Origin of the sequence: Janthinobacterium sp. CG_23.3, assembly GCF_046115965.1 — a bacterium.
Lineage (GTDB): Bacteria > Pseudomonadota > Gammaproteobacteria > Burkholderiales > Burkholderiaceae_D > Janthinobacterium.
This window is the reverse complement of sequence record NZ_JBJXIB010000008.1, coordinates 53,061-79,109: the sequence shown is the minus strand read 5'-3', so window position 1 is coordinate 79,109 and position 26,049 is coordinate 53,061. Positions and strand designations below refer to the sequence as shown.

Sequence of the window (26,049 nt, the reverse complement as noted above, 5' to 3'; positions counted from 1 at the left end):
AAATATCGAGAGTAAACGCCTTTTTCAAAGAGTTTACAAGCGATACCTACAAGCTGTGCTCATCGCCTCGGCTCCGCCTTCATGCAATCGCCCTGGGCGCGGCGGTCCGCAAATAGAAACAATTCGCATTACCGTTTATAATAGCCACAGTTCGCTCCAGATGTTCCCGTCTGCCGGTTTTGCCGCGGCAGGCCATGGGTGCGCCCTCTATCCACTTAATGGAAGCTTCGCCCATGACCCTCGCGCCGACCCTGACCACCCTCGATGCCTTAGCGGCCGGCAAGAGCGGCACCGTGATCCACGTCGCGCCGACCGCGCCGGGCCAGCTCGACGACGGCGTCGACCTGGCGCGCCGGCTGATGGAACTGGGCTTCGTGCCGGGCGAGCGCATCCGCATGCTGAAACGCGGCATGCCGGGCGGCGACCCGCTCGCCGTCAAGGTTGGCAACGCCACCTTCGCGCTGCGCCGCTTCGAGGCGGCCTGTATCTCGATTCAACCGGAATAAGCATGGGCGCCATCGACAAAACGCTGCAGGCGGCGGCGCGGATGCCGCTGATCGCGCTGTTGGGCAATCCCAACTGCGGCAAGACCGCGCTGTTCAACCGCCTGACCGGCTCGCGCCAGAAGGTGGCCAACTACGCCGGCGTGACGATCGAGCGCAAGCAGGGTAGTTTCATCTCGCCGGCCGGGCGCGCCTTCAGCGTGCTCGACCTGCCGGGCGCCTACAGCCTGTCGGCCACCACGCCGGACGAGGCCATCACCCGCGACGTCGTCGCCGGCCTGCGCGCCGGCGAGCGCGCGCCCGAGGCGATCGTCTGCGTCGTCGACGCCACCAATTTGCGCCTGAACCTGCGCCTGGTGCTGGAGATCAAGCGGCTTGGCCTGCCGATGCTGCTGGCGCTGAACATGGTCGACGTGGCCAAGAAGCGCGGCATCGTCATCGACGCCGACAAGCTGGCGCAGGAACTCGGCATGACGGTCGTCGAGACCGTGGCGGTGCAGGGCGGCGGCGAGAAGTCGCTGCTGCGCGCGCTCGACGCGATGCTGCCGCTGCCGAACGCGCCCGCCAAGGCGCTGTCGGCGATCGACGCCGTGACGGTCGAGGAAACCCAGCGCGAGGTGCGGCGCATCCTGGCCGTGGTCAGCAACGACACGCGCGACACCGGCAACCTGAGCGAGAAAATCGACGACGTCGTGCTGCACCCGGTGCTGGGGCCGGTCATCCTGGCGCTGCTGATGTTCCTGGTGTTCCAGGCCGTCTTCACGTGGGCGGCGACGCCGATGGAAATGATCACCGCCGGCGTCGAGGGCCTGGGCGCGCAACTGGCCGCGCACATGTCCGAGGGCGTGCTGCGCAGCCTGCTGGTGGAGGGCGTGCTGGGCGGCGTCGGCAGCGTGCTGGTGTTCCTGCCGCAGATTTTGATCCTGTTCTTCTTCATCCTGGTGCTCGAGGATTGCGGCTACCTGCCGCGCGCCGCCTTCCTGCTGGACCGGCTGATGGGCGGGGTCGGCCTGTCCGGGCGCGCCTTCATTCCGCTGCTGTCGAGCTTTGCCTGCGCGATCCCCGGCGTGATGGCCGCGCGCACCATCCAGAACCCGCGCGACCGCCTGGTGACGATCATGATCGCGCCGTTGATGACGTGCTCGGCGCGCCTGCCGGTGTACGCGCTGATCATCGCCGCCTTCATCCCCGAGCGCGAGCTGGCCGGCTTCCTCAGCCTGCAGGGGGTGGTGCTGTTCGTGCTGTACTTCGCCGGCATTGCCGCGGCGATGGCGGTGGCCTGGGTGATGAAGCGCTTCATGGGCGGCGGCCGCCAGCATCCGCTAATGCTGGAGCTGCCCAGCTACCACTGGCCGCACCTGCGCAACCTGGCCGTCGGCCTGTGGGAGCGCGCCAAGATCTTCCTGACGCGGGTCGGCACCATTATCCTGACCTTGATGATACTGCTGTGGTTCCTCAGCAGCTTCCCCGGCGCGCCCGACGGCGCCACCCATCCGCCCATCTATTACAGCCTGGCCGGCCTGCTGGGCCGCGCGCTGGAAGTGGTGTTCGCGCCGATCGGCTTCAACTGGCAGATTTGCATCGCGCTGGTGCCGGGCATGGCCGCGCGCGAAGTGGCCGTCGGCGCCCTCGGCACCGTCTACGCGCTGTCGCAGACCGGCGACGCGCTGGCCACCTCGCTGGAGCCGCTGATCGCCCAGACCTGGTCGATGGCGACCGCGCTGTCGCTGCTGGCCTGGTATGTGTTCGCGCCGCAGTGCCTGTCCACGCTCAGCGTGGTCAAGCGCGAAACCAACAGCTGGCGCTACCCCTTGCTGATGGCCGGCTACATGTTCGCGCTGGCCTACGGCGCCTCGTTCCTGACCTACCGCGCCGCCCTGTTCTTCACCGGAGCCTAATATGTGGCAAGAAGCGATCGTCTGTTGCATCGTCGCCGCCGCCGCGCTGCACGCGGCCGGCAAATACCTGCCGGCCGCCGCGCGCCGGCGCATCGTCCACCTGCTGACGCGCTGCGGCGCCGACCAGGCGCGCATGGCGGCGCTGTTGAAGACCGCCGACAGCTGCGGCGACGGCTGCGCCAGCTGCGGCTCCTGCGGCGACGGCGCCGCGCCGGCGCCGCCGCTGGAAGCGCCGGGCAAGCACCGCGTCATCAAGCTGCGCGTGCAGTCGGGCCGCTGAGCGCCGCCGCCACCCCTCGGCGCCGCCCGCGGTTGACGGCGCTCACACTTGCACCTGAACAAGCGTGCGGCGCGAAATGGTAATATGTTTAGAATTCAATAATCTTCTATCTTTGCAATCGGGCGCTGGGCGCCGCTGCGGGGATGTCGATAATTTGTCGTGACGTTTAATTAAAAGGAAAAACACAATGGTTGACTTCAAGAAGCTTGCACTGATCGCCGCGCTGGGCGCCTCCCTGAGTGCTTGTTATGTCGTGCCCATTAACCAGACTCCGCAGGCGCAGCCGGCGCCAGCCGCCGTCGCCTACGTCCCGGCGCCGGTGCAACTGCCGGTGCTGACCGCGCGCCTGTATCCGACCAACGACCAGGCTTCCTCGATCGGGCGCCTGAGCGGCACCATCAGCCGGCCGGAACGCGGCCACGGCGTGTTCACGCTGATGGCGGGCAACGAAACCTATTCGGGCGAAGCCACCCGGGCGCAGAATTCGGCCAAGGGCAACGCCAACGCCGCCGGCAACCGCGGCGGCTACATCAAGTGCGACTATACGATGAGCAGCGCGACGATGGGCGCGGGCACCTGCGAGTTCTCCAACAAGGCGCGCTTCGACATGCATATCACCGAGTAAGCCGGTTGCCGCCGCCGCCCGTTCCGGCGCGGCCAGGCCCGACCCAGCGCCCGTTGATTCAGTCCGGGCGCTTTTTTTACGTCAGCGGGTGGAACGACTCGGCCTGGGCGATCGGCCAGTACAGGCCGAACACCGGCGGCAACTGCGCCAGCTGGCCGGGGTCGAGCAGCTCGCCCGGCTCCAGGTAGGGCAGCAGGGCCGAGGCCAGCTTGACCTGGTTCGGCGAGATGCGCCGCACCAGGTGGTGCGGCTTGAGCTGCGACGGGTGGCTTAGGCCGGCGGCGGCGATCAGCTCGGCCAGCGCCTTCAGGGTGTTCTGGTGGAAGTGCGCGACGCGGGCGGTCTTGTCGGGCACCACCAGCGCGCGCTGGCGCAGCCGGTCCTGGGTCGCCACGCCGGTCGGGCAGCGGTCGGTGTGGCAGTTCTGCGACTGGATGCAGCCGAGCGCGAACATGAAACCGCGCGCCGAGTTGCACCAGTCCGCCCCCAGCGCCAGCGTGCGGGCGATGTCGAAGGCGGTGATGATCTTGCCGGAGGCGCCGATCTTGATCTTGTCGCGCAGGCCGGCGCCGACCAGGGTGTTGTGCACCAGCAGCAGCGCCTCTTGCAGCGGCGTGCCGACGTGGTCGGTGAATTCGACCGGCGCCGCGCCGGTGCCGCCCTCGCCGCCGTCGACGACGATGAAGTCGGGCACGATGCCGGTCGCCAGCATGGCCTTGACGATGCCGAAAAACTCCCACGGGTGGCCGATGGCCAGCTTGAAGCCGGTCGGCTTGCCGCCGGACAGATTGCGCAGGCGCTCGATGAAGGCCAGCATTTCCAGCGGCGTCGAGAACTCGGCGTGGCGCGCCGGCGAGACGCAGTCGACGCCGGCCATGACGCCGCGGGTGGTGGCGATCTCGATCGTCACCTTGGGGCCGGGCAGCACGCCGCCGTGGCCCGGCTTGGCGCCCTGCGACAGTTTCAGCTCGATCATCTTGACCTGCGCCGTGCAGGCGTTGGCGATGAAGTGGGCCTCGGAAAAACTGCCGTCCGGGTTGCGGCAGCCGAAGTAGCCCGAGCCGATTTCCCATACCAGGTCGCCGCTGTTGCGGCGGTGGTAGGCGCTGATGCTGCCCTCGCCGGTGTCGTGCATGAAGCCGCCGACGCGGGCGCCGCCGTTGAGCGCCAGGATGGCGTTGGCCGACAGCGCGCCAAAGCTCATCGCCGAGATGTTGAAGACGCTGGCCGAGTAAGGCTGGGCGCGCGGGCAGTCGGGGTGGGTGCCGATGTCGACGCGGAAGTTGTGGTCGGCCACGGCGGCCGGCGCGATCGAGTGGTTGATCCATTCGTAGCCGGCCTGGTAGACGTCGAGCTGGGTGCCGAAGGGGCGCTTGTCGGTTTCGACCTTGGCGCGCTGGTAGACGATGCTGCGCTGGTTGCGCGAGAACGGCGTGGCCTCGGTGTCGTCCTCCAGGAAGTACTGGCGGATCTCCGGGCGGATGCTTTCGAACAGGAAGCGGAAATGCGCGAGGATCGGGTAGTTGCGGCGCAGCGCGCGGCGCGTCTGCAACAGATCGGCCAGGCCGAGGGCGGTGAGGGCGCCGCTGAGCAGCACCAGCCAGTAGGCGCCGGACAGGGCCAGCGCCAGCGCGCACACGGCGGCGCTGGTGGCCAGCGCAAGGTAACGGACGGAAAACAGGCGCATAAGCACTCCGGTGGGCGGCGAAACGCCGCAGCCGAGTGTACCGCTGTTTCCGCGTGGAAGCTATGGTGCGCGCCGGCACCGTCGCGCCCGGCGCAAGGCGGCGTCCGGCGACTTCAGCTTGCCTGCTCTATACTCGCAGTGTCGGCGCTGCGCGCCATCCACTCTCACACGGGGAAGTATCCATGATCGTTGTCCATCATCTCAACAATTCGCGTTCGCAGCGCGTGCTCTGGCTGCTCGAGGAACTCGGCCTGGAATACGAGGTCAAGCGCTACGAGCGCGACCCGAAAACCATGCTGGCGCCGGCCTCGCTGCGCGCCGTCCACCCGCTCGGCAAGTCGCCGGTCATCAGCGACGGCGACCTGGTCGTGGCCGAGTCCGGCGCGATCGTCGACTACCTGGTCGAGCGCTACGGCAACGGCCGCCTGCTGCCGGCCGCCGGCACGCCGGAGCGCCTGCGCTGGACCTACTGGCTGCATTTCGCCGAAGGTTCGGCGATGGGGCCGCTGTTGATGAAGCTGGTGTTCGACAAGGTCGAAAGCAGCCCGATGCCGTTCTTCGTCAAGCCGGTGGCCCGCGCCATCGCGCAGAAGGTCAAGAAAGGCTTCATCAATCCGAACATCAAGCAGCAGCTCGACTACATGGAAGCGGAACTGGGCAAGACGACCTGGTTCGCCGGCGCCGAGTTTTCCGCCGCCGACATCCAGATGAGCTTTCCGCTCGAGGCGGCCGGCGCGCGCGGCGGCCTGGGCGAGAGCCGGCCCAAGCTGATGGCCTACCTGCAGCGCATCCACGCGCGTCCGGCCTACCAGCGCGCGCTGGAGCGCGGCGGCCCGTACGAATTGCTGAAGTAAGCCGGCGGGCGGCGCCGCGGCAGCGGCATACGGTAAAATGCGCGATTCACCACGCCGAGCCCCCACCGTATGGCCAGACTACTCGCTATCGACGGCCTGAACATTGTACGCCGCGTTTACGAAGCCAGCCCCGAGCCGGATTCGGCCGAAAAGGCCGACATCGCCCTGCGCCACGCGCTGTCCTCGTTCAAGAACCTGATCAACGGCCACCTGCCGACCCACGTGCTGCCGGCCTTCGACTTCGGCGGCCCGACCTGGCGCCACGCGCTCTACGCCGGCTACCGCGAAGGCCGCGCGCCGATGCCGGGCGCGCTGCGCGCGGCGCTGCCGGCGTTCTACGAGAAGCTGGCCGGCTTCGGCCTGCGCGTCGTCGTCATCCCCGAGGTCGAGGCCGACGACGTCATCGGCACCGCCGTCATGCGCTGGTTGCACGAGGGCAGGGGCGACGCCGTCGTCGCCACCACCGACAAGGATTTGCACGGCCTGATCGCCTACGGCGCGCTGGTGTGGGACCACTTCAAGGGCGAATGGCACGACCACGCCTGGGTCGAGCGCAAGTTCGGCGTGCCGCCCGAGCTGCTGCCGGACCTGCTGGCGCTGATGGGCGACGCCACCGACAGCATCCCCGGCGTGTCCAAGGTCGGCCAGAAGACCGGCGCCCGGCTGCTCCAGGCCTACGGCAACCTGGACGCGGTGATGGCCGGCGCCGGCATTTTGAAGGGGCCGCTGGGAGAAAGACTGCGGAAGGAACGGGATATACTGTATCTTTCTCGCCAATTGGTGCAATTGAAAACCGATGTGCGCCTCGGCGTGACGTGGAACATGCTGGCCTGGGACCGGCACCACCACTGACGGCGCGTCCACACAAAAACGATATTGGGGATTCCTTATGATGTTAAAAGCGGTTCTCATCGACAGCAGCGCCATTTCGCGCGGCCTGCTCAACACGGTCCTAACCGACGGCGGCTACGACGTCTGCGGCCAGGGCCACACCAGCGCGCTGGGCCTGGCCCTGATGGTCAAGCACAACCCGCACTTCGTCTGCATCGCCCGCGAGGTGGTCGAGGACGGCAGCAACGTGGTCGGCGCCATCCGCGCGCAGTGGCCGAAGGCGCTGATCTTCATGGTTTCGGCCGGCATCGACGCCGCCTCGCTGCAGGCGGCCCACGCCAGCGGCGTGAGCGGCTTCATCGTCAAGCCCTTCAACGCCGACACGGTGCTCAAGACCGTGCGCAACACCGTCATCGCGATGGTGCGCAAGCAGCAGGCCGCCAGCGCCGGCTCGAACTAGGCCGGTACGCCGGGGTCAAGCCCGAGAGCCCGACCGCGGTGGCGCGCCGCGGTTGTTAGGCCAGGCCGGTGGCGCCGGCGATGATGCCGCCGCCCAGGCAGACGTCGCCGTCGTACAGCACCGCCGACTGGCCCGGCGTGACCGCCCACTGCGGGTCGCTGAAGCGCAGCGCGAACTCGCCGGCGCCGTCGGGCGCGAGCTCGCAGGCGACGTCGGCCTGGCGGTAGCGCGTCTTGGCCGACAGCGCGCGCGGCGGCGGCGCCGCGCCGGCGATCCAGCTGGCCTGGTCGGCCGTCAGCGCCGACGACAGCAGCCACGGATGGTCGTGGCCCTGCACCACGTACAAGGTGTTGTTGGCGATGTCCTTGCGCGCCACGTACCAGGCGTCGCTGCTGCCGTCGGCGTTCTGGTACGACTTGACGCCGCCGATGCCGATGCCCTTGCGCTGGCCCAGCGTGTAAAAGCTCAGGCCGACGTGCTCGCCGACGCTGGTGCCGTCGGCCGTCTTCATCGGCCCCGGCTTATACGACAGGTAGCGGTTGAGGAATTCGCGGAACGGCCGCTCGCCGATGAAGCAGATGCCGGTCGAATCTTTTTTCGCCGCGTTCGGCAGCGCCAGCCTGGCGGCGAGCTGGCGCACCTCGGTTTTCGGGATCTCGCCGAGCGGGAACAGCGTCTTCGACAACTGCGCCTGGTTCAAGCGGTGCAGGAAGTAGCTCTGGTCCTTGCTGGCGTCGACCGCCTTGAGCAGCTCGAAGCGCTCGCCGGCCTGGCGCACGCGCGCGTAGTGGCCGGTGGCGATCAGGTCGGCGCCCAGCAGCATGGCGTGGTCGAGGAAGGCCTTGAACTTGATCTCGGCGTTGCACAGCACGTCCGGGTTGGGCGTGCGGCCGGCCTGGTACTCGCGCAGGAACTCGGCGAACACGCGGTCCTTGTACTCGGCCGAGAAGTTGACCGCCTCGATGTCGACGCCGATCACGTCGGCCACGCTGGCCGCGTCGATCCAGTCCTGGCGCGACGAGCAAAACTCGGAGTCGTCGTCGTCCTCCCAGTTTTTCATGAACAGGCCGATCACCTCATAGCCCTGCTCCTTCAACATCCACGCCGCGACCGAGGAGTCGACCCCGCCTGACATACCGATCACGACTTTTTTCTTGCTCATCTTGCTTATCCAAATAAGTGTTCGTTACCCGTCGTTGAAGACGGAGGCGTGCGTATGCAGCAGCGCCAGCGGCGCGCGCCGCCCCTCCAGGTATTCGTCGACGCATTGCAGCATCAAGGGGCTGCGGTGGCGCTCCTGGCAGGCCGCCATGTCGTCGCGCGACATCCACAGCGTGCGGATGATGCCCTCGTCGAGCGGGCGGTCGTGCAGCTTGCCGACCTCGCCGCAGAAGGTGAAGCGCAAGTACGTCACGTCCAGGCCGGTGCGCGCCGACTGGTAGCGCGACATGTACATGCCGACCAGCGCGGTCGGCGTGAAATCGTGCGCCGTTTCCTCCAGCGTTTCGCGGATCACCGCCTGCTCCAGCGATTCAAACGGGTCCAGGTGGCCGGCCGGCTGGTTTAGCCGGATGCCGTCGCTGGTTTCTTCTTCGACCAGTAAAAACAGGCCGTCGCGCTCGATGATGGCGGCGACGGTGACAGAGGGTTTCCAGATTCTCGGCATGATTCCATCCTTGAAAGAGCCGACATTTTATCTTGTTCTGGGCGCACGGTCCGCGCGTCGTGCAAGGGCTTCGCAGCGTGTTTGATTAATGACAATGTTTCAGTTAAAAATCTGTGGTCTATTGCTGGGCGGAAGCTCGGCGGCGCCGGCGCGGCCCGATTGATCGCGCGGAACGGGGAATCGGCCCAAAAAAACCATTTTATGTTGGTTTTTGGCGTCAGCGGCGCCGGGACGGGGCCGTTGCGGCGCTCGGCGGCGTGCGCGGCGCCGGCCGCCGACACCGGTTTGAGGGCGGCCGGCGCGCCCGATCGGCCCTTTTAGGTCGAGGGCGGTGCCGCTGTCAAGTAGTGGCGGCCCCCTAATAGTTGCCGGCTGAAAAAGGTTTTATGAAGCGATTTCCGTGTTAGATTCTAGTCAGTTTATCAATTTTTGGAGGCATTTCATGAGAATAGGCATACCGGCCGAAACGCGGCCCGGTGAAACTCGGGTCGCTGCAACGCCCGAGACGGTCAAGAAGCTCGCGGCCAAACATCAAGTCATCGTCCAGGCGGGAGCCGGCGTGATGGCCTGCGTGATCGACGAAGCCTACCTCGCCGCCGGCGCGCAGATCGGCAGCGCCGCCGACGCCTTCGCTTGCGAGATCGTGCTCAAGGTGCGCGCCCCTAGCGCCGACGAGCGGGCCCTGATGACATCGGGCGGCGTCGTCATCGGCATGCTCAACCCCTTCGACGCCGACAACACGGCGGCGATGGCGGCGCACGGCCTGTCGGCGTTCGCCCTCGAAGCGGTGCCGCGCATCACCCGCGCCCAGTCGATGGACGTGCTGTCCTCGCAGGCCAACATCGCCGGCTACAAGGCGGTGCTGGTGGCGGCCAACACCTACCAGCGCTTCATGCCGATGCTGATGACGGCGGCCGGCACCGTCAAGGCGGCGCGCGTGCTGATCATGGGCGTCGGCGTGGCCGGCCTGCAGGCGATCGCCACGGCCAAGCGCCTGGGCGCCGTCATCGAGGCCTCCGACGTGCGTCCGCCGGTGAAGGAGCAGGTCGAGTCGCTCGGCGCGAAATTCATCGACGTGCCCTTCCTGACGGACGAGGAGCGCGAGATCGCCAAGGGTTCGGGCGGCTACGCGCGCTCGATGCCGGCCGACTGGATGCGCCGCCAGGCCGAACTGGTGCACGAGCGCGCCAAGCAGGCCGACATCATCATCACCACCGCGCTGATCCCGGGCCGCGCCGCGCCCGTCCTGATCTCCGAGGAGACCGTCAAGGCGATGAAACCGGGCTCGGTCATCGTCGACCTGGCCGTCTCGCAGGGCGGCAACTGCCCGCTCTCGGAGCTGGGCAAGACGGTGGTCAAGCACGGCGTCTACATCGTCGGCGAGCCGGACCTGGCGACGCTGGTGGCGGCCGACGCGTCGGCGCTGTACGCGCGCAACGTGTTCGACTTCATGAAGCTCATTTTCGACAAGGACGACGCGCTGCTGATCGACCGCGAGGACGAGATCATCAAGGCCAGCCTGGTCTGCCACGGCGGCGAAGTGCTGCGCAAATAAACCGCGCGGGTCACACACAACAGTGGGAAGGGGCGGCCGCGGCCGGTCCCGCCCATGCAATCGGAGGAATCATGGAAATCAGTCACACCATCATCAATCTTATTATTTTCGTGCTGGCGATCTACGTCGGCTACCACGTCGTTTGGACCGTCACGCCGGCGCTGCACACGCCGCTGATGGCCGTCACCAACGCCATCTCGGCCATCATCATCGTCGGCGCCATGCTGGCCGCCGGCCTGACCACCGGCCCGGTGGCGCAAATCGCCGGCACGCTGGCGGTGGCGCTGGCCGCGGTGAACGTCTTCGGCGGCTTCCTGGTCACCCAGCGCATGCTGGAAATGTTCCGCAAAAAAGCGCCGAAGGCGGCGCCGGCGCCAGTTGCCAAGCAAGAGGTGAAAGCATGAACTTCATCACCATGAACCTCGTGACGATGATGTACCTGATCGCCTCGGTGTGCTTCATCCAGGCCCTGAAGGGCTTGTCCTCGCCGGCCACGGCGCGCCGCGGCAACGCCTTCGGCATGTCCGGCATGGCCATCGCGGCGCTGACCACGGTGGCGCTGATCCTCAAGCTGCAAGCGCAGCAGGGCGTCGGCGGCATGGGCTTCGGCCTGGTCATCCTGGGTATCGTCGTCGGCGGCGGCGTCGGCACCTACCTGGCCAAGACCGTTGAAATGACCAAGATGCCGGAACTGGTGGCGGCGATGCATTCGCTGATCGGCCTGGCGGCGGTGTGCATCGCGGTCGCCGCGGTGTCCGAGCCGACCGCCTTCGGCATCGCCCTGGCGGGCCAGCCGCTGCCGTTCGGCAACCGCCTGGAACTGTTCATCGGCACCTTCGTCGGCGCCATCACCTTCTCCGGCTCGGTGATCGCCTTCGGCAAACTGTCGGGCAAGTACAAGTTCCGCCTGTTCCAGGGCGCGCCGGTCAGCTTCGCCGGCCAGCACATGCTCAACCTGCTGCTGGCGCTGGTGATGGTCGGCCTGGGCCTGGTGTTTTGCTTCGCCGACGGCAGCGAACCGGCCTGGACGCCGTTCGTCGTCATGGCCGTCATCGCCTTCGCGCTGGGCGTGCTGATCATCATCCCGATCGGCGGCGCCGACATGCCGGTGGTGGTGTCGATGCTGAACTCGTACTCCGGCTGGGCCGCGGCCGGCATCGGTTTTTCGCTGAATAACTCGATGCTGATCATCGCCGGCTCGCTGGTTGGTTCCTCCGGCGCGATCCTCTCTTACATCATGTGCAAGGCGATGAACCGCTCCTTCTTCAACGTGCTGCTGGGTGGCTTCGGTGGCGCCCCCGCCGCCGCGGCCGCCGCCGGCTCCGCCGAGCAGCGTCCGGTCAAGTCGGGCTCCGCCGACGACGCCGCCTTCCTGATGAGCAACGCCGAAACCGTCATCATCGTGCCGGGCTACGGCCTGGCCGTGGCGCGCGCCCAGCATTCGCTCAAGGAGCTGGTCGAGAAGCTGACCCACAAGGGCGTCATCGTCAAGTACGCGATCCACCCGGTGGCCGGGCGCATGCCGGGCCACATGAACGTGCTGCTGGCCGAAGCCGAGGTGCCGTACGACCAGGTGTTCGAGATGGAAGACATCAACAGCGAGTTCGGCCAGGCCGACGTGGTGCTGGTACTGGGCGCCAACGACGTCGTCAACCCGGCGGCCAAGGACCCGAAATCGCCGATCGCCGGCATGCCGATTTTGGAGGCGTACAAGGCCAAGAGCATCATCGTCAACAAGCGCTCGATGGCTTCCGGTTACGCCGGCCTGGACAACGACCTGTTCTACCAGGCCAATACGATGATGGTCTTCGGCGACGCCAAGAAAGTCATCGAAGACATGGTCAAAGCGGTCGAGTAAGAAGTCAACACACCAGCGGCCTAAAGCCGGGGCCGGACCCCCAGGGTCTGGCCCCGCGTTGACGCCCCTGGTGTCGATTATTGCAGCGCCGCGGCGGCCTGACTGAACGGCGCTAGCGTCCGACCCCGGCTGTCGCACCAGCGATGCGCTATCCTCTGGCTGTCCCCACTACGGCAGCCGCCATGAAAAAACTCCTGATCAGCACAGTCCTGGCGCTGGGCGCGCTGGCGTTTTACCTGGCGCTGGCGCAACGCGGCGAAGAAGCGCGCATGGCGCAGCCGCTAGCCGGCGCCGCGCGCGACCCCGGCGGCCCGGTCGACCTGCGGGTTCTGCTCGACGACGTGCGCACGCTGTCCTCGGACGCCTTCGAAGGCCGCGCCACCGGCACGCCCGGCAGCCGCAAGGCGCAGGCCTACCTGCAGGCGCGCTTCCGCGCCATCGGCCTGCTGCCGTTCGGCCGCGACTACGCCCAAGCGTTCGCCTTCAGCACCCACAGCGTCGGCAACATCTTCGTGCCGGGCCGGCCGTTCCGCGGCGACTATCCCGACGCCGCCAACATCGTCGGCTACCTGCGCGGCAGCGCCGCGCCGGACACATTCCTCGTGGTGTCGGCCCACTACGACCATCTCGGCATCGTCGACGGCAAGCTGTATCCGGGCGCCGACGACAACGCCTCGGGCGTGGCCGCGCTGCTGGCGATCGCCAGCTATTTCACAGCCCACCCGCCGCGCCATTCGGTGCTGTTCGCCGCCTTCGACGGCGAGGAGCTGGGCCTGCGGGGCGCGCGCGCCTTCATGGCCGCGCCGCCGGTGCCGCGCGCGCAACTGGCCGCCAACCTGAACCTGGACATGCTGGCGCATAACGACAGCAACGAGATCGTCGTGGCCGGCAGCCACCTGTGGCCGGCGCTGAAGGCGCCGCTGGAGCAGGCCGCCGGCCGCAGCGCCGTGCGCGTGCTGACCGGGCACGACCGGCCGGTGCTGGCGGCCGGGCTGGTCGAGCGCTGGGACGACAGCTCGGACCACGCCGTATTCAACGAGGCCGGCATCCCCTTCCTGTATTTCGGCGTCGCCGACCACCCCGACTACCACGCGCCCAGCGACACCATCGAACACATCAACCCGGCGTTTTTCGGGCGGGTCGCCAATTTGCTGGTGGACGTGGCGGCGCTGATGGAGCGCGACCTGGACAGGGTCGCGCGGTAGGTGCGCAGGGCTCCGGCGTTGAAACAATCAAAACCAAGGGCGTAACCCCGGGGTCAGACCTGAAGGTCCGACCCCGGCTCTTTGCCTTGGCTTGATTTTGGCGTGGCCGGCCCGCTGGTTTAACGGCGGCCGTACATCATCAGTTCGGCCAGCAGCTTGCGGGCCGGGTTGATGGCGTCGATCAGGCCGAGCGAGGCGCCCAGCAGCGCCTGCGCCGGGCCGGCGCCGGTGAAGGCGCGCGCCATGGTGTCGGTCAGGCGCACCGTCAGGCCGCGGTCTTGCGCGCGCAGCGCGTGGAACCGCGCCAGCATGGCCGGCGTGGCGTCTTGCGCCAGCAGGCGCGCCAGCACGGCGGCGTCGCGCAGGCCCAGGTTCAGGCCCTGGCCGGCGACCGGGTGCAGGGTTTGCGCGGCGTTGCCGATGGCTAGCGTGCGGGCGCTGGCGGGGGCGCCGGCGTTCAGGCCGAGCGGGTAGGCGAAGCGCGCCGAGGTGGCGCTGAAGCGCCCCAGGCGGCTGCCGAAGGCCCGCTCCAGCTGCGCCAGGAAGGCGGCGTCGTCCAGCGCCAACAGCTGTTGCGCCCGCTCCGGGGGCACGCACCAGACCAGCGCGTAGGCGTCGCCCTGCGGCAGCAGCGCCAGCGGGCCTTCGTCGGTGAAGCGTTCATAGGCGCGGTGGGCGATCGGCGCGCTGGCGTGGATCTGCGCGATGATGGCGCTTTGCCGGTAGTCGCGCTGCTGCGCGCGTTGCGCCTGGGCGCCGAACAGGCCGCCCTCGGCCTGCACCAGCAGCGCCGCACGCAGTTCGCGCGGCGCCGCCTCGCCTTCGCGAATCGTCAGCGCGACGCCGGCGCCGTCCTCTTTGGCGTCCCGCACCAGCGCCGGGCGCAGCGCCGTCACGCCGAGCCGGGCGCAGACCGCGCCCAGCGCCGCCACCACGTCGCCATAGCGCGCCACGTAGCCGAGCGCCGGCACCTGGTGGTCGGCGCGGTCGATCAGGCTGCGCCCGAAATGGCCGCGGCGCGAGACGTGGATCTGGTGGATCTCGGTGGCGGCGATGGGCCAGGCGCCGATTTCTTCGAGGATCTGGCGGCTGCCGTGCGACAGCGCGATCGAGCGCGGGTCGGCGCCGGCCCGGGCCAGCGTTTTCGCGTCGAGCAGGGCGACCCGCGCCGGCGCCACGCCGCGCCGCGCCAGCAGGGCCGCCAGCGCCATGCCGACCGGGCCGGCGCCGCAGACGGCGATGTCGTATGTGTTTTGCCGGTTCATGCCGCGCCCCGCATCAGTGCTTCGATGTCGGCCACGCTTTTCGGCGCCGCCGCGCTCAGCACCGTGTGGCCGGCGGGCGTCACCAGCACGTCGTCTTCGATGCGGATGCCGGTGTGCCAGAAGCGCTCCGGCACGCCGGCGCCCGGGCGCACGTAGATGCCCGGCTCCACCGTCAGCGTCATGCCCGCCTGCAGCGCGCGCCACGGTTTGCCTTCGCGCGCGCTTTCGCGGTAGGCGCCGACGTCGTGCACGTCCATGCCGAGCCAGTGGCCGGTGCCGTGCATGTAGAACTGGCGGTAGCTCTGGTTGGCGATGACGTCGTCGACGCCGCCCACCTGGTCGCGCGCCAGCAGGCCCAGGTCCAGCATGCCCTGCGCCAGCACGGCGACGGCGGCGTCGTGGATGCCCTGGTAAAGCCGGCCCGGTCGCACCGCGTCCAGCGCCGCCGCCTGCGCCGCCAGCACCAGTTCGTACAACTGCCGCTGCGCTGCGCTGAAGCGGCCGTTGGCCGGGTAGGTGCGGCTGATGTCGGCGGCGTAGCCGTCCAGCTCGCAGCCGGCGTCGATCAGCACCAGGTCGCCGTCCGCGACCAGGGCGTTGTTGGCGCTGTAGTGCAGCACGCAGGCGTTGGCGCCGGCCGCGACGATCGAGGTGTAGGCCGGGGATTGGGCGCCGTGGCGGCGGAATTCGTATAGCAGCTCGGCTTCGATTTGGTATTCGCGCATGCCGGGCCGGGTTGCGCGCATCGCCCGCGCGTGGGCCTGCCCGGAGATGGCGGCGGCGCGCGCCATGACGGCCTGTTCGCCGTCGTCCTTGAACAGGCGCATCTCGTCGAGCAGGCCGAGCACGTTGTGCACCACGGCGGGCGCGGTCACGCCGCTGCGCGCCTGGCTGCGCACGTCGCGCAACCACAGTTTGACTTGCGCGTCGAGTTCGTTGCTGCTGCCGAGCGCGTAGTAGATCGCCGGCGCGTCGGCCAGCAGTTTGACCATCTCGGCGTCCAGCTCGTCGATCGGGAAGGCGGCGTCGACGCCGCAGGCCAGGCGCGCGCCCTCGGGGCCGTGGCGGAAGCCGTCCCAGATTTCGCGCTCGCTGTTTTTGGCGCGGCAGAACAGGATGCAGCGGGCCGCCGCGCGCGGGCCGGCGGCCAGCAGCACCAGCACGCTTTCCGGTTCGGCGAAGCCGCTCAGGTAGTAGAAGTAGCTGTCGTGGCGGTAGGGGTAGTCGCAGTCGCTGTTGCGGGTCACTTCGGGCGCGGTCTGCAGCACGGCCACGCCGCCCGGCTGCATCTGGGCCAGCAGGGCGGCGCGGCGGGCCGCGAACGCCGTCATGGCGCGGTCCCGCCGTTCAGTTCGGCCAGCTGTTCGACGGTGCCGACGTTGGCCCAGGCGCCGGCGTAGAGCTCGCCGCCGATCCGGCCCAGGTCGGCGTACTGGCGCAGCAGCGGCGCCAGCTTGGCGCGGCTGCCGGGCGCGACGGCGTCGAACATCTCGGGCCGGTAGACGCCGATGTTGGCGAAGGTGAAGCGCGGCGCGCCGTCGTTGTTGAGCGAGTACAGCGTCAAGCCGAAGTCGCCGTCCGGGTGGTAGGGCGGGTTGTCGACCAGGTACAACCAGGCGATGTCGCGCTGCTCGGCCGGGTAGGGGTTGCCCAGGATGTCCTTGTCGGCCAGCACGTCCTTGACTTGCTCGAAGTCGAAGTAGGGGATGTAGATGTCGCCCGAGACGGCCAGGAAGGGCTCGTCGCCGAGCAGGTGGCGGGCGTTGGCGATGGCGCCGGCCGTCTCCAGCGCCTGCGCCTCCGGCGAGTAGACGATGCGGGCGCCGAACTGGCTGCCGTCGCCCAGCGTGTCTTCGATCATCTGGCCCAGGTGGGCGTGGTTGACGACGATGTCGGTAATGCCGGCGCGTACCAGGTTCAGCACGTGCCAGACGATCAGCGGGCGGCCGCGCACTTTCAGCAGGGGTTTGGGGCAGGTGTCGGTGAGGGGACGCATCCGCTCACCGCGGCCGGCGGCGAAAATCATGGCTTTCATGGGGGGGGCACTCGTGGTTGGGTGTAGGGGGCTGGCGGGCCGGCGGCGCCGAAAAAAACCGGGGGCGAAGAGCCGCGGCCGGACCCCGAGGGTCTGAGCCCGGATCGGCGGCGCCCGGCGTGCCTAGAAAGTGTAGCCGACTTCCGGCGTCTTGTTTTCCAGCGCGTCGAGCAGACGCACCAGCGGTTTCAAGTCCTTGTAGCGGTTGGCGGTCTTGCGCACGTAGTCGAGCACCGTCGGCAGGTCCTCCAGGTAGGCGGCCTTGCCGTCGCGGTGGTTCAGGCGGGCGAACAGGCCGAGGATTTTCAGGTGGCGTTGCAGCGCCATGAATTCGAAATCGCGGTAGAAGGCGTCGATGTCGGGGTTCACCGGCAAGCCGGCCTTCTTGGCCCGCTGCCAGTAGCGGATCACCCAGTCGAGCACCATTTCCTCGTCCCACTGGATATAGGCGTCGCGCAGCAGCGAGGCCAGGTCGTAGGTGACCGGGCCGTACACGGCGTCCTGGAAGTCGAGGATGCCGGGGTTGCCCTCGTCCATCCGCATCAGGTTGCGCGAGTGGAAGTCGCGGTGCATGAACACCTGCTGCTGCGCCATGACGTTGCCGACGATGGCGTCGAACACGCCGTCCAGCTGGGCTTGCTGCGCCGCGGTCAGCGTGGCGTTCAGGTGGCGGCCGATGTACCACTCTGGGAACAGGTTCATTTCGCGCAGCGCGAAGGCGCGGTCGAATTCGGGCAGCACGCCGGGCTGGCTGGCTTGCTGGATTTTTACCAGCGCCTCCAGCGCCTCGCTGTAGAGGACGGCGGCGTTGTCGTGGTCGAGCGCCTGCAGGTAGGTGGTGTCGCCCAGGTCCGACAGCAGCAGGAAGCCGCGTTCGAGGTCGTGCGCGACGATCTCCGGCGCCGACGCGCCGGCCGCCTTCAGCAGGCCGGCCACCTTGACGAAGGCGGCGACGTTCTCGCGCTCGGGCGGCGCGTCCATCGCCACCAGGGTGGCGCCGTGGGCGGCGCGGCTGCCCGCCAGCGTGTCGAGGCGGAAGTAGCGGCGGAAGCTGGCGTCGCACGAGGCCGGGCGCGCCGACTCCGGCGCGACCAGGTTCAAGCCGCCCAGCCATGCTTGCAGCAAGGCCAGGCGGGCGTCGTCGGCGGCGGCCGCGACGGGTAAAACGGGGGTGATTGACATAAAGCGACCTGTGGAATCCGGTTGATTGTGAAGATTCCCATATAATAAGGGATTGCAATCAAAAAATCGCCTGCCATGGTGTTTCACCTCTTCTTTTCATGAGCTGGTATACAGCCCCCCCATCGTCGCAGCGCTGGGCCTTCGCCCTGAGCGCCATCGCCGCCGCGTTCGCCGCGGTGCCGAGCCACGCCCAAACGCCCAAGCGCGCCGCGCACGTGGAAGACAAGAACGCGCCCACCCATTTGCGCGCCGAGCACATCAGCGGCCGCCCCGAGCGCGAGTTAAACCTCGAGCGCGACGCCGAGGTGGTGCGCGACCAGACCAGGATGACCGCCGACACGGCCTGCTACCAGATGGTCGAGGACCAGCTCGACGCCAGCGGCAATGTGCGCATGTGGCGCTTCGGCGACTACTACAGCGCCGAGCTGCTCAAGCTGAACCTGGAGACCGGGCGCGGCTTCGCCCTCAAGCCGACCTATAAAATCGCGGTCGGCAACGGCCAGGGCCACGCCGAGCGGATCGACTTCATCAACTCGGAAGAGGCCGACGTTGTCGACGGCACCTACAGCACCTGCGAAGGCACCAAGCCGGACTGGTATCTGAAGTCGAGCACCTTGAACCTCGACACCGGGCGCGACGTCGGCACCGGCGGCAAGACGGTGGTGTATTTCAAGGGCGTGCCCATCCTCGGCACGCCGGCGATTTCGTTCTCGCTGTCGGGTGCGCGCCGCTCCGGCTGGCTGGCGCCGACGCCGCGGCTGGACTCGAAGAACGGCCTGGAACTGCTGGTGCCCTACTATGTCAACATCGCGCCGAACCGCGACCTGACGCTGTACCCGAAATACATACAGCGGCGCGGCCTGCAGTTGGGCGCCAACGCGCGCTACCTCGGCGAAACGGCGGCCGGCGGCTACGCCGGCGAAACGTATATCGAGTACCTGCCCAACGACAAGGTGCGCGACAGCGACCGCTATATGCTGCACTCGGTCCACACCCAGGCGCTGGCGCCCGGGCTGTCGTACGGCTGGAACCTGCGCAGCGCCTCGGACAACGACTATCCGAGCGATTTCTCGAAAACCGTCGCCACCAGCGCCGAGCGGCAGTTGCTGCGCGAGCTGCGCACCGATTACCGCGGCGAATTCTGGAACGCCACGGCGCGCGTGCAAAACTACCAGGTGCTGCAAGACCCGGGGGCGGAGAAAAATCCGGACCTGTTCGTGCCGCGCCCGTACGACCGGCTGCCGTCGCTGAACCTGCACGCCGGCCGCTTCGACGTCGCCGGCGGCTTCGACTGGGCCGTCGACAGCGAGCTGACGCGTTTCTGGCACCCCGACCAGGTACGCGGCAACCGCCTGGTGGCGGTGCCGCAGGTCAGTTATCCGTTCATGCGCCCGGGCTACTTCGTCACGCCCAAGCTGGTGCTCAACGCCAGCGCCTACCAGCTCGACAACAACAACGCCGTCGGCAGCGTCCAATACCGGGACACCGCGTTGACGCGCGCCGTGCCCACCGTGTCGGTCGACAGCGGCCTGGTGTTCGAACGCGACGCCAAGCTGTTCGGCCGCGCCGTCACCCAAACGCTGGAGCCGCGCCTGTTCTACGTGTATACGCCATACCGCGACCAGCGCGCCTTCCCGCTGTTCGACACCTCCGACGCCGGCTTCAGCTTCGCCCAGCTGTTCAGCGAAAACCGCTACGTCGGCGCCGACCGCATCGGCGACGCCAACCAGGTCACGGCGGCGCTGACCTCGCGCTTCCTCGACCCGAACGGCGCCGAGCGGCTGCGCTTGGCCTTGGGTCAACGCTTCTATTTCAACGAGCAGCGGGTGCAACTGGGTAGCGCCGCGGCCAACGAGGCGAGCCGCTCCGACGTGCTGCTGGCCGGCGCCGGCCGCATTGCCGATTCCTGGGGCTTCGACAGCGCGGTGCAGTACAATCGCGACGAGGGCCATTCGATGAGCTGGAACTACGGCGCGCAGTGGCAGCCGGCGCCGAAAAAGGTGCTGAACCTGGAGCACCGCTACCTGCGCGGCGTCAACGGCATCAAGAACGTGCTGGTGTCCGGCCAGTGGCCGCTGTCGACGCGCTGGTACGGCGTCGGCCGGGTCAGCTACTCGATGCGCGACCGGCGCGTGCTCGAGAGCCTGGCCGGCCTCGAATACAAGCAGGACTGCTGGGTGTTGCGGATGGGCGCGCAGCGCTTCGTGACGACCACCAAGAGCGTCTCGAATTCGATCTTCTTCCAGCTTGAGCTGATCGGCCTGTCGAGCAACCTCGGCTTCGGCAGCAACGCGCTCGATACGTTGACGAAGAGCATCCCCGGCTATCAAAGGCTGACGCCGTCCAGCCGTTAGGGACGGCAGTAGCACCGGAACTTTCGGCCGGCGGCGCGCTCTTACCAGCGCCGTGGCCGGCGGTTTTTTTATCCACCCGAACTCATGAGCGCTCTACACATTATGCGGAATGCCAGTATGCACCAACTGAAAATTGCAGCGGTTTTGCTGTGCGCGCTGTCCGGCGCCAGCGCCCCCGGCGCCTGGGCGCAGAGCGCCGCGGCCGCCGCCACGGGCAAGCCGATCGACTCGATCGCCGTCGTCGTCAACGACGACGTTATCACGCGCAACGAGCTGGCGGCCCGCATCAAGACCGTCGAACGGCGCATGAAGGCGCAAAACGTCGCGCTGCCGGAGCAGGCCGACCTGCAGCGCCAGTTGCTCGAACGGATGATCGTCGAGCGCGCGCAGATGCAGCTGGCCAAGGAAATGGGTATCCGCGTCGACGACTTGACGCTCGACCGCGCCATCGGCCGCATCGCCGAACAGCAGAAAATGACGCTGCAGGAGCTGCGCAACCAGATGGAGAAGGAGGGCACCACCTTCGCCGCCTTCCGCGAGGAGATCCGCAGCGAGATCGTGCTGCAGCGCCTGCGCGAGCGCGAGGTCGACGCCAAGATCCAGATCTCGGACGCCGAGGTCGACAATTTCATGGCGGCCGAACAGGCCGCCGCGCGCGAGCAGGTCGAGCTGAACCTGGCGCAAATCATGGTGCGCATCCCCGACAACGCCTCGCCCGAGCAGATCGCCGCGCGCCGCGCCCGCGCCGAGGAAGTGATGCGCCAGTTGCGCACCGGCGCCGACTTCGCCAAGATGGCCGGCACCTATTCGGAGGCGGCCGACGCGCTGAAGGGCGGCGAGATCGGCTGGCGCAGCCCGGAGCGGTTGCCGCCGCTGTTCGCCGAGCAGCTGGCCAAGCTGAAGCCGGGCCAGGTCACGCCGATCATCAAGAGCACCGGCGCCTTCCACATCCTGAAGCTGGTCGACAAGCGCAGCGCCGCCGACGCCCAGGCCAGCGCGGCGGTGCAGCAAACGCACGCGCGGCACATCCTGATCAAGGTCACGCCGACGGTGTCGGCCTACGACGCCAAGCGCAAGCTGGCCGAACTCAAGGAGCGCCTCGACAACAAGGCCGCCAAGTTCGAAGAGCTGGCGCGGCTGTTTTCGACCGACGGCGCGGCCGCCAAGGGCGGCGACCTGGGCTGGCTGTATCCGGGCGACACGATGCCCGAATTCGAGGCCGCGATGGCCGCGCTGAAGCCGGGCGAAATCAGCGCGCCGGTGGAAACGAGCTTTGGCTTCCACCTGATCGAGGTGCGCGAGCGCAAGAGCGACGACGTCTCGAAGGAAAAGCAGCGCAACCTGGCGCGCAACGCGCTGCGCGAGCGCAAGCTGGAAGAGGCCACCGAGGATTGGCAGCGCGAAGTGCGCGATCGCGCCTACGTTGAATTCCGCGCCGACGACAAGTAAGAAGACGATGAACCCAGCCACCCCGGCGCGTCCCGGCGCCCGCCCGGCGCTCGCCGTCACCTGCGGCGAGCCGGCCGGCATCGGCCCGGAAATCTCGCTGCGCGCCGCCTGGGCGCTGCGCGACACGGTCAATTGCGTGCTGCTGGGCGACGCCGCCTTCCTGGCGCTGACGGCCAGCCTGATCGACCCCGGGATCAAGCTGGCGGCGCTGTCGCTGCAGGCGCTGCGCAACGGCGGCCTGCCGCAGTTCGGCCCGGGCCGCGTCGCCGTGGTCGACGTGCCGCTGGCCGCGCACGTCGTGCCCGGCGTGCTCGACAAGGAAAACGGCCGCGCCGTGCTGGCCACGCTGGACGCCGCCGTCGAGGGCGTGGCGGCCGGCTGGTTCGACGCCATCGTCACCGCGCCGCTGCAGAAAAGCACCATCAACGATGCCGGCGTGGCCTTTTCCGGGCATACCGAATACCTGGCCGAACGCACCGGCACCGCCCAGGTGGTGATGATGCTGGCCGGCGAGCCGGCCGGCGCCGGCGCCGCCGCGCCGCTGCGGGTGGCGCTGGCGACCACCCACCTGCCGCTGGCGGCGGTGCCGGCGGCCATCACGGCGGCCGGCCTGGCCACCACGCTGGACATCATCGCCCATGATTTGCAAGAGAAATTCGGCGTCGCCGCGCCGCGCATCCTGGTGGCCGGCCTGAACCCGCACGCCGGCGAGGGCGGTTACCTGGGGCGCGAGGAGATCGAGACGATCGCCCCGGCCATCGCGGCGGCGCGCTCGCGCGGCATCGACGCGCGCGGCCCGTATCCGGCCGACACGCTGTTCCAACCGAAATACCTGCAAGAGGCCGACTGCGTGCTGGCGATGTACCACGACCAGGGCTTGCCGGTGCTCAAATACGCCACCTTCGGCAACGGCGTCAACATCACCCTCGGCTTGCCGCTGATCCGCACCTCGGTCGACCACGGCACCGCGCTCGACCTGGCCGCGCGCGGCCTCGGCCTGGCCGACTGCGCCAGCATGGAAGCGGCCATCCACACCGCCGTGCGGATGGTGCAAGCGCGCCGCCGCCACGGCGCCGGCGCCGGCTGATTGCGCCGCGCGTCCCACCCCACTGAAAACAAGAATATGAAACACATTGCCCGCAAGCGCTTCGGCCAGAATTTCCTGCACGATAAATACGTCCTCGACGAGATCACCGCCGCCATCGCGCCGCAGTCCGACGACGCCCTGGTTGAAATCGGCCCCGGCCTGGGGGCGATGACCGAGCAGCTGCTGAAGCGGCTCGACAAGATGCACGTCGTCGAACTCGACCGCGACCTGGTCGCGCGCCTGGAAAAGACCTTCAACCCGGCCAAGCTGACGATCCACGCCGGCGACGCGCTGAAGTTCGACTTCGCGACGATCCCCGTGCCCGAGGGCAAAAAGCTGCGCGTCGTCGGCAACCTGCCATACAACATATCCAGTCCGCTGCTGTTCCGCCTGGCGGAAATCGCCCCGCTGGTGCAAGACCAGCACTTCATGCTGCAAAAGGAGGTCGTCGAACGGATGGTCGCCGCGCCCGGCAGCAAGACCTACGGCCGGCTGTCGGTGATGCTGCAATGGCGCTACGACATGCACCTGCTGTTCATCGTGCCGCCGACCGCGTTCGACCCGCCGCCGAAGGTGGAGTCGGCGATCGTGCGCATGATCCCGCTGGCCGAGCGCCTGCCGTGCGACCTGGAAACGCTGGAGGCGGTCGTCATGAAGGCGTTCTCGCAGCGCCGCAAGGTGATCCGCAACTGCCTGGCCGGCATGTTTACCGAGGCGCAGATCGTCGAAGCCGGCATCGATCCGAGCATGCGCCCGGAGACGGTGGGCCTGGCCCAGTACGTCGCGCTGGCCAACCTGCTGAAGGCGCCGGCGTAAAGGCCGCGGCGGACGTCAAAAAACCAGCGCCCCTCGCGCTGGTTTTTTTTACGTCCACCGCCGCGTCCGCCACGAAAAGCCGGGCAAAAAAAAGCCCGCTGGTAAAAGCGGGCTAAATCCAATTCTTGGAAGAGTTGGAGGAGACAGATGCATTATGCTGTGGCGCCGCATATAACGCCAATTTATATTTCACATATCGTTCATATGGAATTTGAATATCTGCCTTCCTATTTAGATGCAAGTGACCAGTACGTTGCCGACGGCGGCCGTGCCCATCACACCGGCGCCGTTGGCGACGCTGCATGTCTGGTTGGGGGCGTTGGGTTGCGGCGGCACCACCACCACGCTGTACGGCGTGCCGTCGGCAACCACGGCGAACTGGAAGGCGACGCTGGCGGCGGCGGTCCCGGTCACGGTGATGGTTTCGATCTTTCCGTTCGCCAATTTCACGGTGTTGCCCACTTTTAAGCCCGTCACGCTGCCGCCCAACAAGCGGGTCTGGCGCGTGCAGACGACGGTCGCGGTAATCGAGGTGAAGTGGCCGGCGCTGCCGCTGCCGCCGGCGACGCTGCAATTCATGTGCGCCGGCTGGTTCGCCGTGATGTTATACGCGGTGCCATAGTCGATTTGCTTGGGGAACGTGAAGCTGGTATCGCCCTTCTTTGGCGACACCGTGTCGCCGTTGTTCGTCAGCACCAGGTCGTTGTCGCTCACCCCGCTGAGCGTGCCGTTGACCTGGAACGATTCCTTGCCGCCGCAGGCGGACAGGCTCAGGACGATGGCCAGCGCGGCGAGGGTGCGCGGATAAGATAGTTTCATGTGTGTCTCCAGGGATAAATGGTGCCGGCGGCGCCCGGCCCGGCGTCGGTAGGGTTATTCGGGAACGCAGGTGACGGTCAAGCCGTTAAAGTCGGTTGTCGGCATGGTGCCGCCGCCGTTTGGCAGGCTGCACACCTTCCCGGGGGAGGACTTGAGCACGCTCACGCCGTAGTTATTGCCTTCGCCAACCGTGAAGGCGAAGGTGAAGGCGCCGCTGCCGGTCTGGACAAGCTGCTCCGGGGCGTTGATCAGGGTCACGCTTTCGCTAGCCTCGAGGCCGCTGACGGTGCCGCCCAGCTTGTGTTGCTTGGTCAGGCAGGAGATCACCACGCTGGTGATGTTGAAGTTGGACGCCTTGGCCTTGCCGTTGAGCACGGTGCAATCGGCGCCGGTCGGCTGTTTGTTGATCTGCACGTCGTAGTTCGACTCGGAGGCGATCCGCTCGGTAAACGCGAAGGTGCCGGCGTTGGCGTCCACGTCGAGGGTGGCGCTGCCGTTCTTCAGTTGCAGCCCGGTTTTCGAGAGGCCGACGACGCTGCCGCCCAGGCTCAGGTTGCCGTCGTCTTTGCCGCCGCAAGCGGCCAGGGTGGCGGCGCAGGCGAGCGCCAGCATCGAGCGCATATACAAGTTTTTCATACATTCTCCAAACGAATCAGGTAACGGGGCCGGCGCCGCGCGTGCGCGCTCGCGGCAGCTATTTTAGTCTATCCGGCAACATCCGGGCTCCCCCTGTTGTATCTCCCTGTAACAATTTTCCCCTTGCGCGGCGGCGCGCCCGGCGCCGCGCACGCAGGCCGGCGGCGCCGATAAGTGCGACAATACGGCCATCCACAGCGAAGCCCCCCATATCCATGAAGCAGTTACGCCCGCCCCGCCCGAAAGCCATGCTGTTCGACCTCGACGACACGCTGTGGCCGATCGGCCCCGTCATCGCCCGCGCCGAGCTCGCGCTGCACGACTGGCTGGCGCGGCATGCGCCGCCGGTGGCGCGGCGGTTTTCAATCGCGCAGTTGCGCGCGCGCCGCCTGGCCCTGCTGGCCGAGCGGCCCGAGTTGCACATCGACCTGGGCGAGCTGCGCCGCATCGGCCTGCACGCCGCCTTCGAGGAGGTCGGCGCCGACGCCGCCAAGGTGGCGCCGGCGATGGCGCTGTTCCACGCCGCGCGCAACGCCGTCACGCCCTACGCCGACGTGTTGCCGGGGCTGGAGAGGCTCAAGGGCACGATCTTGCTGGGATCGATCTCGAACGGCGTGGCCGACCTCGACAGCATCGGCATGGCCCACCATTTCACGGTGTCGCTGGCGGCCAACCGCTTCGGCCGCGCCAAGCCGGACCCGGCCATTTTCCACGCCGCCTGCGCGGCGCTGGGCGTGGCGCCGGCCGAGGCGGTCTACGTCGGCGACGATTTGCAGCTGGACGTGGTCGGGGCGCAAAACGCCGGCATGCGCGCGCTGTGGCTGAACCGCCTCGGCGGCGAGGCCCACCTTGAAGCGGGCGTGCGTCCGGACGCTATTTGCGCGACGTTTGACGAACTGCTGCTCTGGCTCGACGGCCATGCGGAAGAATGATGCACGGCGCGCCTGCCAGCGTGCATAATGGAGCCAAGTAACTAGCGCACCC

The 26,049-nt window shown here is 67.8% G+C and carries 25 protein-coding genes; 16 read left to right on the top strand and 9 right to left on the bottom strand.

All coding sequences use genetic code 11. The features are described 5' to 3' along the window. The first annotated feature begins 233 nt into the window (after positions 1–233). The 4 genes from ACFDR9_RS04415 to ACFDR9_RS04400 all read left to right on the top strand — a co-directional run bounded on the left by ACFDR9_RS04415 (position 234) and on the right by ACFDR9_RS04400 (position 3,306). The gene (locus ACFDR9_RS04415) at positions 234–506 is read left to right on the top strand and encodes a FeoA family protein (protein WP_017879555.1); all 273 of its coding nucleotides are present in this window, start codon (positions 234–236) and stop codon (positions 504–506) included. Between the two features lie 2 nt (positions 507–508). After that, positions 509–2,401 carry a ferrous iron transporter B gene (locus ACFDR9_RS04410; RefSeq protein WP_409030204.1) on the top strand — a complete coding sequence of 631 codons (1,893 nt, stop codon included), beginning with the start codon at positions 509–511 and terminating at the stop codon, positions 2,399–2,401. A 1-nt stretch (position 2,402) separates the two neighbouring features. Then, the gene (locus ACFDR9_RS04405; RefSeq protein ID WP_409030203.1) at positions 2,403–2,681 is read left to right on the top strand and encodes a DUF6587 family protein; all 279 of its coding nucleotides are present in this window, start codon (positions 2,403–2,405) and stop codon (positions 2,679–2,681) included. Between the two features lie 187 nt (positions 2,682–2,868). Continuing rightward, the gene (locus tag ACFDR9_RS04400; protein WP_017879552.1) at positions 2,869–3,306 is read left to right on the top strand and encodes a hypothetical protein; all 438 of its coding nucleotides are present in this window, start codon (positions 2,869–2,871) and stop codon (positions 3,304–3,306) included. 76 nt (positions 3,307–3,382) lie between these two features. On the opposite strand, the gene ACFDR9_RS04395 is transcribed toward ACFDR9_RS04400, so the two are convergent. Then, the gene (locus ACFDR9_RS04395; protein WP_409030202.1) at positions 3,383–4,993 is read right to left on the bottom strand and encodes an FMN-binding glutamate synthase family protein; all 1,611 of its coding nucleotides are present in this window, start codon (positions 4,991–4,993) and stop codon (positions 3,383–3,385) included. 182 nt (positions 4,994–5,175) lie between these two features. Here ACFDR9_RS04395 and ACFDR9_RS04390 point away from each other — a divergent pair, with 182 nt between their 5' ends. The 3 genes from ACFDR9_RS04390 to ACFDR9_RS04380 all read left to right on the top strand — a co-directional run bounded on the left by ACFDR9_RS04390 (position 5,176) and on the right by ACFDR9_RS04380 (position 7,138). Then, complete coding sequence (locus ACFDR9_RS04390; RefSeq protein ID WP_409030201.1) at positions 5,176–5,847, top strand: glutathione S-transferase; 672 nt, start codon at positions 5,176–5,178, stop codon at positions 5,845–5,847. 69 nt (positions 5,848–5,916) lie between these two features. Continuing rightward, positions 5,917–6,699, top strand: coding sequence for a 5'-3' exonuclease H3TH domain-containing protein (locus tag ACFDR9_RS04385; protein WP_017879549.1), 783 nt, complete (start codon positions 5,917–5,919; stop codon positions 6,697–6,699). A gap of 40 nt (positions 6,700–6,739) precedes the next feature. After that, complete coding sequence (locus ACFDR9_RS04380) at positions 6,740–7,138, top strand: response regulator (RefSeq protein ID WP_017879548.1); 399 nt, start codon at positions 6,740–6,742, stop codon at positions 7,136–7,138. 55 nt (positions 7,139–7,193) lie between these two features. Here the strand turns inward: ACFDR9_RS04380 and mnmA are convergent, their stop codons facing one another. Together mnmA and ACFDR9_RS04370 are read right to left on the bottom strand one after the other, a co-directional pair. Next, entirely contained in the window at positions 7,194–8,300 is a 1,107-nt protein-coding gene (mnmA, locus tag ACFDR9_RS04375) for a tRNA 2-thiouridine(34) synthase MnmA (protein ID WP_409030200.1), read from the bottom strand. Positions 8,301–8,324: 24 nt separating this feature from the next. Then, positions 8,325–8,804, bottom strand: a complete 480-nt coding sequence (locus tag ACFDR9_RS04370; RefSeq protein ID WP_017879546.1) for an NUDIX hydrolase — start codon at positions 8,802–8,804, stop codon at positions 8,325–8,327. 442 nt (positions 8,805–9,246) lie between these two features. On the opposite strand from ACFDR9_RS04370, the gene ACFDR9_RS04365 reads away from it, so the two are divergent. The 4 genes from ACFDR9_RS04365 to ACFDR9_RS04350 all read left to right on the top strand — a co-directional run bounded on the left by ACFDR9_RS04365 (position 9,247) and on the right by ACFDR9_RS04350 (position 13,422). After that, positions 9,247–10,359, top strand: a complete 1,113-nt coding sequence (locus ACFDR9_RS04365) for a Re/Si-specific NAD(P)(+) transhydrogenase subunit alpha (protein WP_409030199.1) — start codon at positions 9,247–9,249, stop codon at positions 10,357–10,359. Between the two features lie 71 nt (positions 10,360–10,430). After that, a complete protein-coding gene (locus ACFDR9_RS04360; RefSeq protein WP_017879543.1) occupies positions 10,431–10,763 on the top strand; it encodes an NAD(P) transhydrogenase subunit alpha in 333 nt (110 codons plus the stop codon). After that, on the top strand, positions 10,760–12,217 hold the full coding sequence (locus ACFDR9_RS04355; protein ID WP_409030198.1) for an NAD(P)(+) transhydrogenase (Re/Si-specific) subunit beta: 1,458 nt from the start codon (positions 10,760–10,762) through the stop codon (positions 12,215–12,217). Before ACFDR9_RS04360 ends, ACFDR9_RS04355 begins: the two co-directional genes overlap by 4 nt. 182 nt (positions 12,218–12,399) lie before the next feature. Further along, positions 12,400–13,422, top strand: a complete 1,023-nt coding sequence (locus ACFDR9_RS04350; protein ID WP_409030197.1) for a M28 family peptidase — start codon at positions 12,400–12,402, stop codon at positions 13,420–13,422. Between the two features lie 119 nt (positions 13,423–13,541). Here the strand turns inward: ACFDR9_RS04350 and ACFDR9_RS04345 are convergent, their stop codons facing one another. The 4 genes from ACFDR9_RS04345 to ACFDR9_RS04330 all read right to left on the bottom strand — a co-directional run bounded on the left by ACFDR9_RS04345 (position 13,542) and on the right by ACFDR9_RS04330 (position 17,904). Next, positions 13,542–14,687 (bottom strand): FAD-dependent monooxygenase, encoded by a 1,146-nt coding sequence (locus tag ACFDR9_RS04345; RefSeq protein WP_409030196.1) that lies wholly within the window; start codon positions 14,685–14,687, stop codon positions 13,542–13,544. Further along, positions 14,684–16,018, bottom strand: a complete 1,335-nt coding sequence (pepP, locus tag ACFDR9_RS04340) for a Xaa-Pro aminopeptidase (protein WP_409030195.1) — start codon at positions 16,016–16,018, stop codon at positions 14,684–14,686. Before pepP ends, ACFDR9_RS04345 begins: the two co-directional genes overlap by 4 nt. Continuing rightward, on the bottom strand, positions 16,015–16,722 hold the full coding sequence (murU, locus tag ACFDR9_RS04335) for an N-acetylmuramate alpha-1-phosphate uridylyltransferase MurU (RefSeq protein ID WP_409030194.1): 708 nt from the start codon (positions 16,720–16,722) through the stop codon (positions 16,015–16,017). The genes pepP and murU overlap by 4 nt, the downstream gene beginning before the upstream one ends. 123 nt (positions 16,723–16,845) lie before the next feature. Continuing rightward, on the bottom strand, positions 16,846–17,904 hold the full coding sequence (locus tag ACFDR9_RS04330; RefSeq protein ID WP_409030193.1) for an aminoglycoside phosphotransferase family protein: 1,059 nt from the start codon (positions 17,902–17,904) through the stop codon (positions 16,846–16,848). A 98-nt stretch (positions 17,905–18,002) separates the two neighbouring features. Between ACFDR9_RS04330 and ACFDR9_RS04325 the strand changes: the two genes are divergently transcribed. From ACFDR9_RS04325 to rsmA, 4 genes are all read left to right on the top strand, one after another. Further along, the gene (locus ACFDR9_RS04325; protein ID WP_409030192.1) at positions 18,003–20,258 is read left to right on the top strand and encodes an LPS-assembly protein LptD; all 2,256 of its coding nucleotides are present in this window, start codon (positions 18,003–18,005) and stop codon (positions 20,256–20,258) included. Between the two features lie 102 nt (positions 20,259–20,360). Then, positions 20,361–21,707 carry a peptidylprolyl isomerase gene (locus ACFDR9_RS04320; protein WP_409030191.1) on the top strand — a complete coding sequence of 449 codons (1,347 nt, stop codon included), beginning with the start codon at positions 20,361–20,363 and terminating at the stop codon, positions 21,705–21,707. A 7-nt stretch (positions 21,708–21,714) separates the two neighbouring features. Then, positions 21,715–22,794, top strand: a complete 1,080-nt coding sequence (pdxA, locus tag ACFDR9_RS04315; RefSeq protein WP_409030190.1) for a 4-hydroxythreonine-4-phosphate dehydrogenase PdxA — start codon at positions 21,715–21,717, stop codon at positions 22,792–22,794. A gap of 36 nt (positions 22,795–22,830) precedes the next feature. Then, positions 22,831–23,610: a 16S rRNA (adenine(1518)-N(6)/adenine(1519)-N(6))-dimethyltransferase RsmA gene (gene rsmA, locus ACFDR9_RS04310; RefSeq protein ID WP_017879533.1), complete on the top strand. Its 780-nt coding sequence runs from the start codon at positions 22,831–22,833 to the stop codon at positions 23,608–23,610. 231 nt (positions 23,611–23,841) lie between these two features. On the opposite strand, the gene ACFDR9_RS04305 is transcribed toward rsmA, so the two are convergent. Further along, on the bottom strand, positions 23,842–24,429 hold the full coding sequence (locus ACFDR9_RS04305; protein WP_409030189.1) for a hypothetical protein: 588 nt from the start codon (positions 24,427–24,429) through the stop codon (positions 23,842–23,844). A 54-nt stretch (positions 24,430–24,483) separates the two neighbouring features. Continuing rightward, a complete protein-coding gene (locus ACFDR9_RS04300) occupies positions 24,484–25,065 on the bottom strand; it encodes a hypothetical protein (protein ID WP_409030188.1) in 582 nt (193 codons plus the stop codon). Positions 25,066–25,280: 215 nt separating this feature from the next. On the opposite strand from ACFDR9_RS04300, the gene ACFDR9_RS04295 reads away from it, so the two are divergent. Next, entirely contained in the window at positions 25,281–25,997 is a 717-nt protein-coding gene (locus ACFDR9_RS04295) for an HAD family hydrolase (RefSeq protein WP_409030187.1), read from the top strand. Positions 25,998–26,049 lie beyond the last annotated feature (52 nt).

Excerpts from the sequence above, each read along its gene's own strand:
- ACFDR9_RS04415 (WP_017879555.1), top strand. The coding sequence starts at position 234 with ATGACCCTCGCGCCGACCCTGACCACCCTCGATGCCTTAGCGGCCGGC.
- ACFDR9_RS04410 (WP_409030204.1), top strand. The coding sequence starts at position 509 with ATGGGCGCCATCGACAAAACGCTGCAGGCGGCGGCGCGGATGCCGCTG.
- ACFDR9_RS04405 (WP_409030203.1), top strand. The coding sequence starts at position 2,403 with ATGTGGCAAGAAGCGATCGTCTGTTGCATCGTCGCCGCCGCCGCGCTG.
- ACFDR9_RS04400 (WP_017879552.1), top strand. The coding sequence starts at position 2,869 with ATGGTTGACTTCAAGAAGCTTGCACTGATCGCCGCGCTGGGCGCCTCC.
- ACFDR9_RS04395 (WP_409030202.1), bottom strand. The coding sequence starts at position 4,993 with ATGCGCCTGTTTTCCGTCCGTTACCTTGCGCTGGCCACCAGCGCCGCC.
- ACFDR9_RS04390 (WP_409030201.1), top strand. The coding sequence starts at position 5,176 with ATGATCGTTGTCCATCATCTCAACAATTCGCGTTCGCAGCGCGTGCTC.
- ACFDR9_RS04385 (WP_017879549.1), top strand. The coding sequence starts at position 5,917 with ATGGCCAGACTACTCGCTATCGACGGCCTGAACATTGTACGCCGCGTT.
- ACFDR9_RS04380 (WP_017879548.1), top strand. The coding sequence starts at position 6,740 with ATGTTAAAAGCGGTTCTCATCGACAGCAGCGCCATTTCGCGCGGCCTG.
- mnmA (WP_409030200.1), bottom strand. The coding sequence starts at position 8,300 with ATGAGCAAGAAAAAAGTCGTGATCGGTATGTCAGGCGGGGTCGACTCC.
- ACFDR9_RS04370 (WP_017879546.1), bottom strand. The coding sequence starts at position 8,804 with ATGCCGAGAATCTGGAAACCCTCTGTCACCGTCGCCGCCATCATCGAG.
- ACFDR9_RS04365 (WP_409030199.1), top strand. The coding sequence starts at position 9,247 with ATGAGAATAGGCATACCGGCCGAAACGCGGCCCGGTGAAACTCGGGTC.
- ACFDR9_RS04360 (WP_017879543.1), top strand. The coding sequence starts at position 10,431 with ATGGAAATCAGTCACACCATCATCAATCTTATTATTTTCGTGCTGGCG.
- ACFDR9_RS04355 (WP_409030198.1), top strand. The coding sequence starts at position 10,760 with ATGAACTTCATCACCATGAACCTCGTGACGATGATGTACCTGATCGCC.
- ACFDR9_RS04350 (WP_409030197.1), top strand. The coding sequence starts at position 12,400 with ATGAAAAAACTCCTGATCAGCACAGTCCTGGCGCTGGGCGCGCTGGCG.
- ACFDR9_RS04345 (WP_409030196.1), bottom strand. The coding sequence starts at position 14,687 with ATGAACCGGCAAAACACATACGACATCGCCGTCTGCGGCGCCGGCCCG.
- pepP (WP_409030195.1), bottom strand. The coding sequence starts at position 16,018 with ATGACGGCGTTCGCGGCCCGCCGCGCCGCCCTGCTGGCCCAGATGCAG.
- murU (WP_409030194.1), bottom strand. The coding sequence starts at position 16,722 with ATGAAAGCCATGATTTTCGCCGCCGGCCGCGGTGAGCGGATGCGTCCC.
- ACFDR9_RS04330 (WP_409030193.1), bottom strand. The coding sequence starts at position 17,904 with ATGTCAATCACCCCCGTTTTACCCGTCGCGGCCGCCGCCGACGACGCC.
- ACFDR9_RS04325 (WP_409030192.1), top strand. The coding sequence starts at position 18,003 with ATGAGCTGGTATACAGCCCCCCCATCGTCGCAGCGCTGGGCCTTCGCC.
- ACFDR9_RS04320 (WP_409030191.1), top strand. The coding sequence starts at position 20,361 with ATGCGGAATGCCAGTATGCACCAACTGAAAATTGCAGCGGTTTTGCTG.
- pdxA (WP_409030190.1), top strand. The coding sequence starts at position 21,715 with ATGAACCCAGCCACCCCGGCGCGTCCCGGCGCCCGCCCGGCGCTCGCC.
- rsmA (WP_017879533.1), top strand. The coding sequence starts at position 22,831 with ATGAAACACATTGCCCGCAAGCGCTTCGGCCAGAATTTCCTGCACGAT.
- ACFDR9_RS04305 (WP_409030189.1), bottom strand. The coding sequence starts at position 24,429 with ATGAAACTATCTTATCCGCGCACCCTCGCCGCGCTGGCCATCGTCCTG.
- ACFDR9_RS04300 (WP_409030188.1), bottom strand. The coding sequence starts at position 25,065 with ATGAAAAACTTGTATATGCGCTCGATGCTGGCGCTCGCCTGCGCCGCC.
- ACFDR9_RS04295 (WP_409030187.1), top strand. The coding sequence starts at position 25,281 with ATGAAGCAGTTACGCCCGCCCCGCCCGAAAGCCATGCTGTTCGACCTC.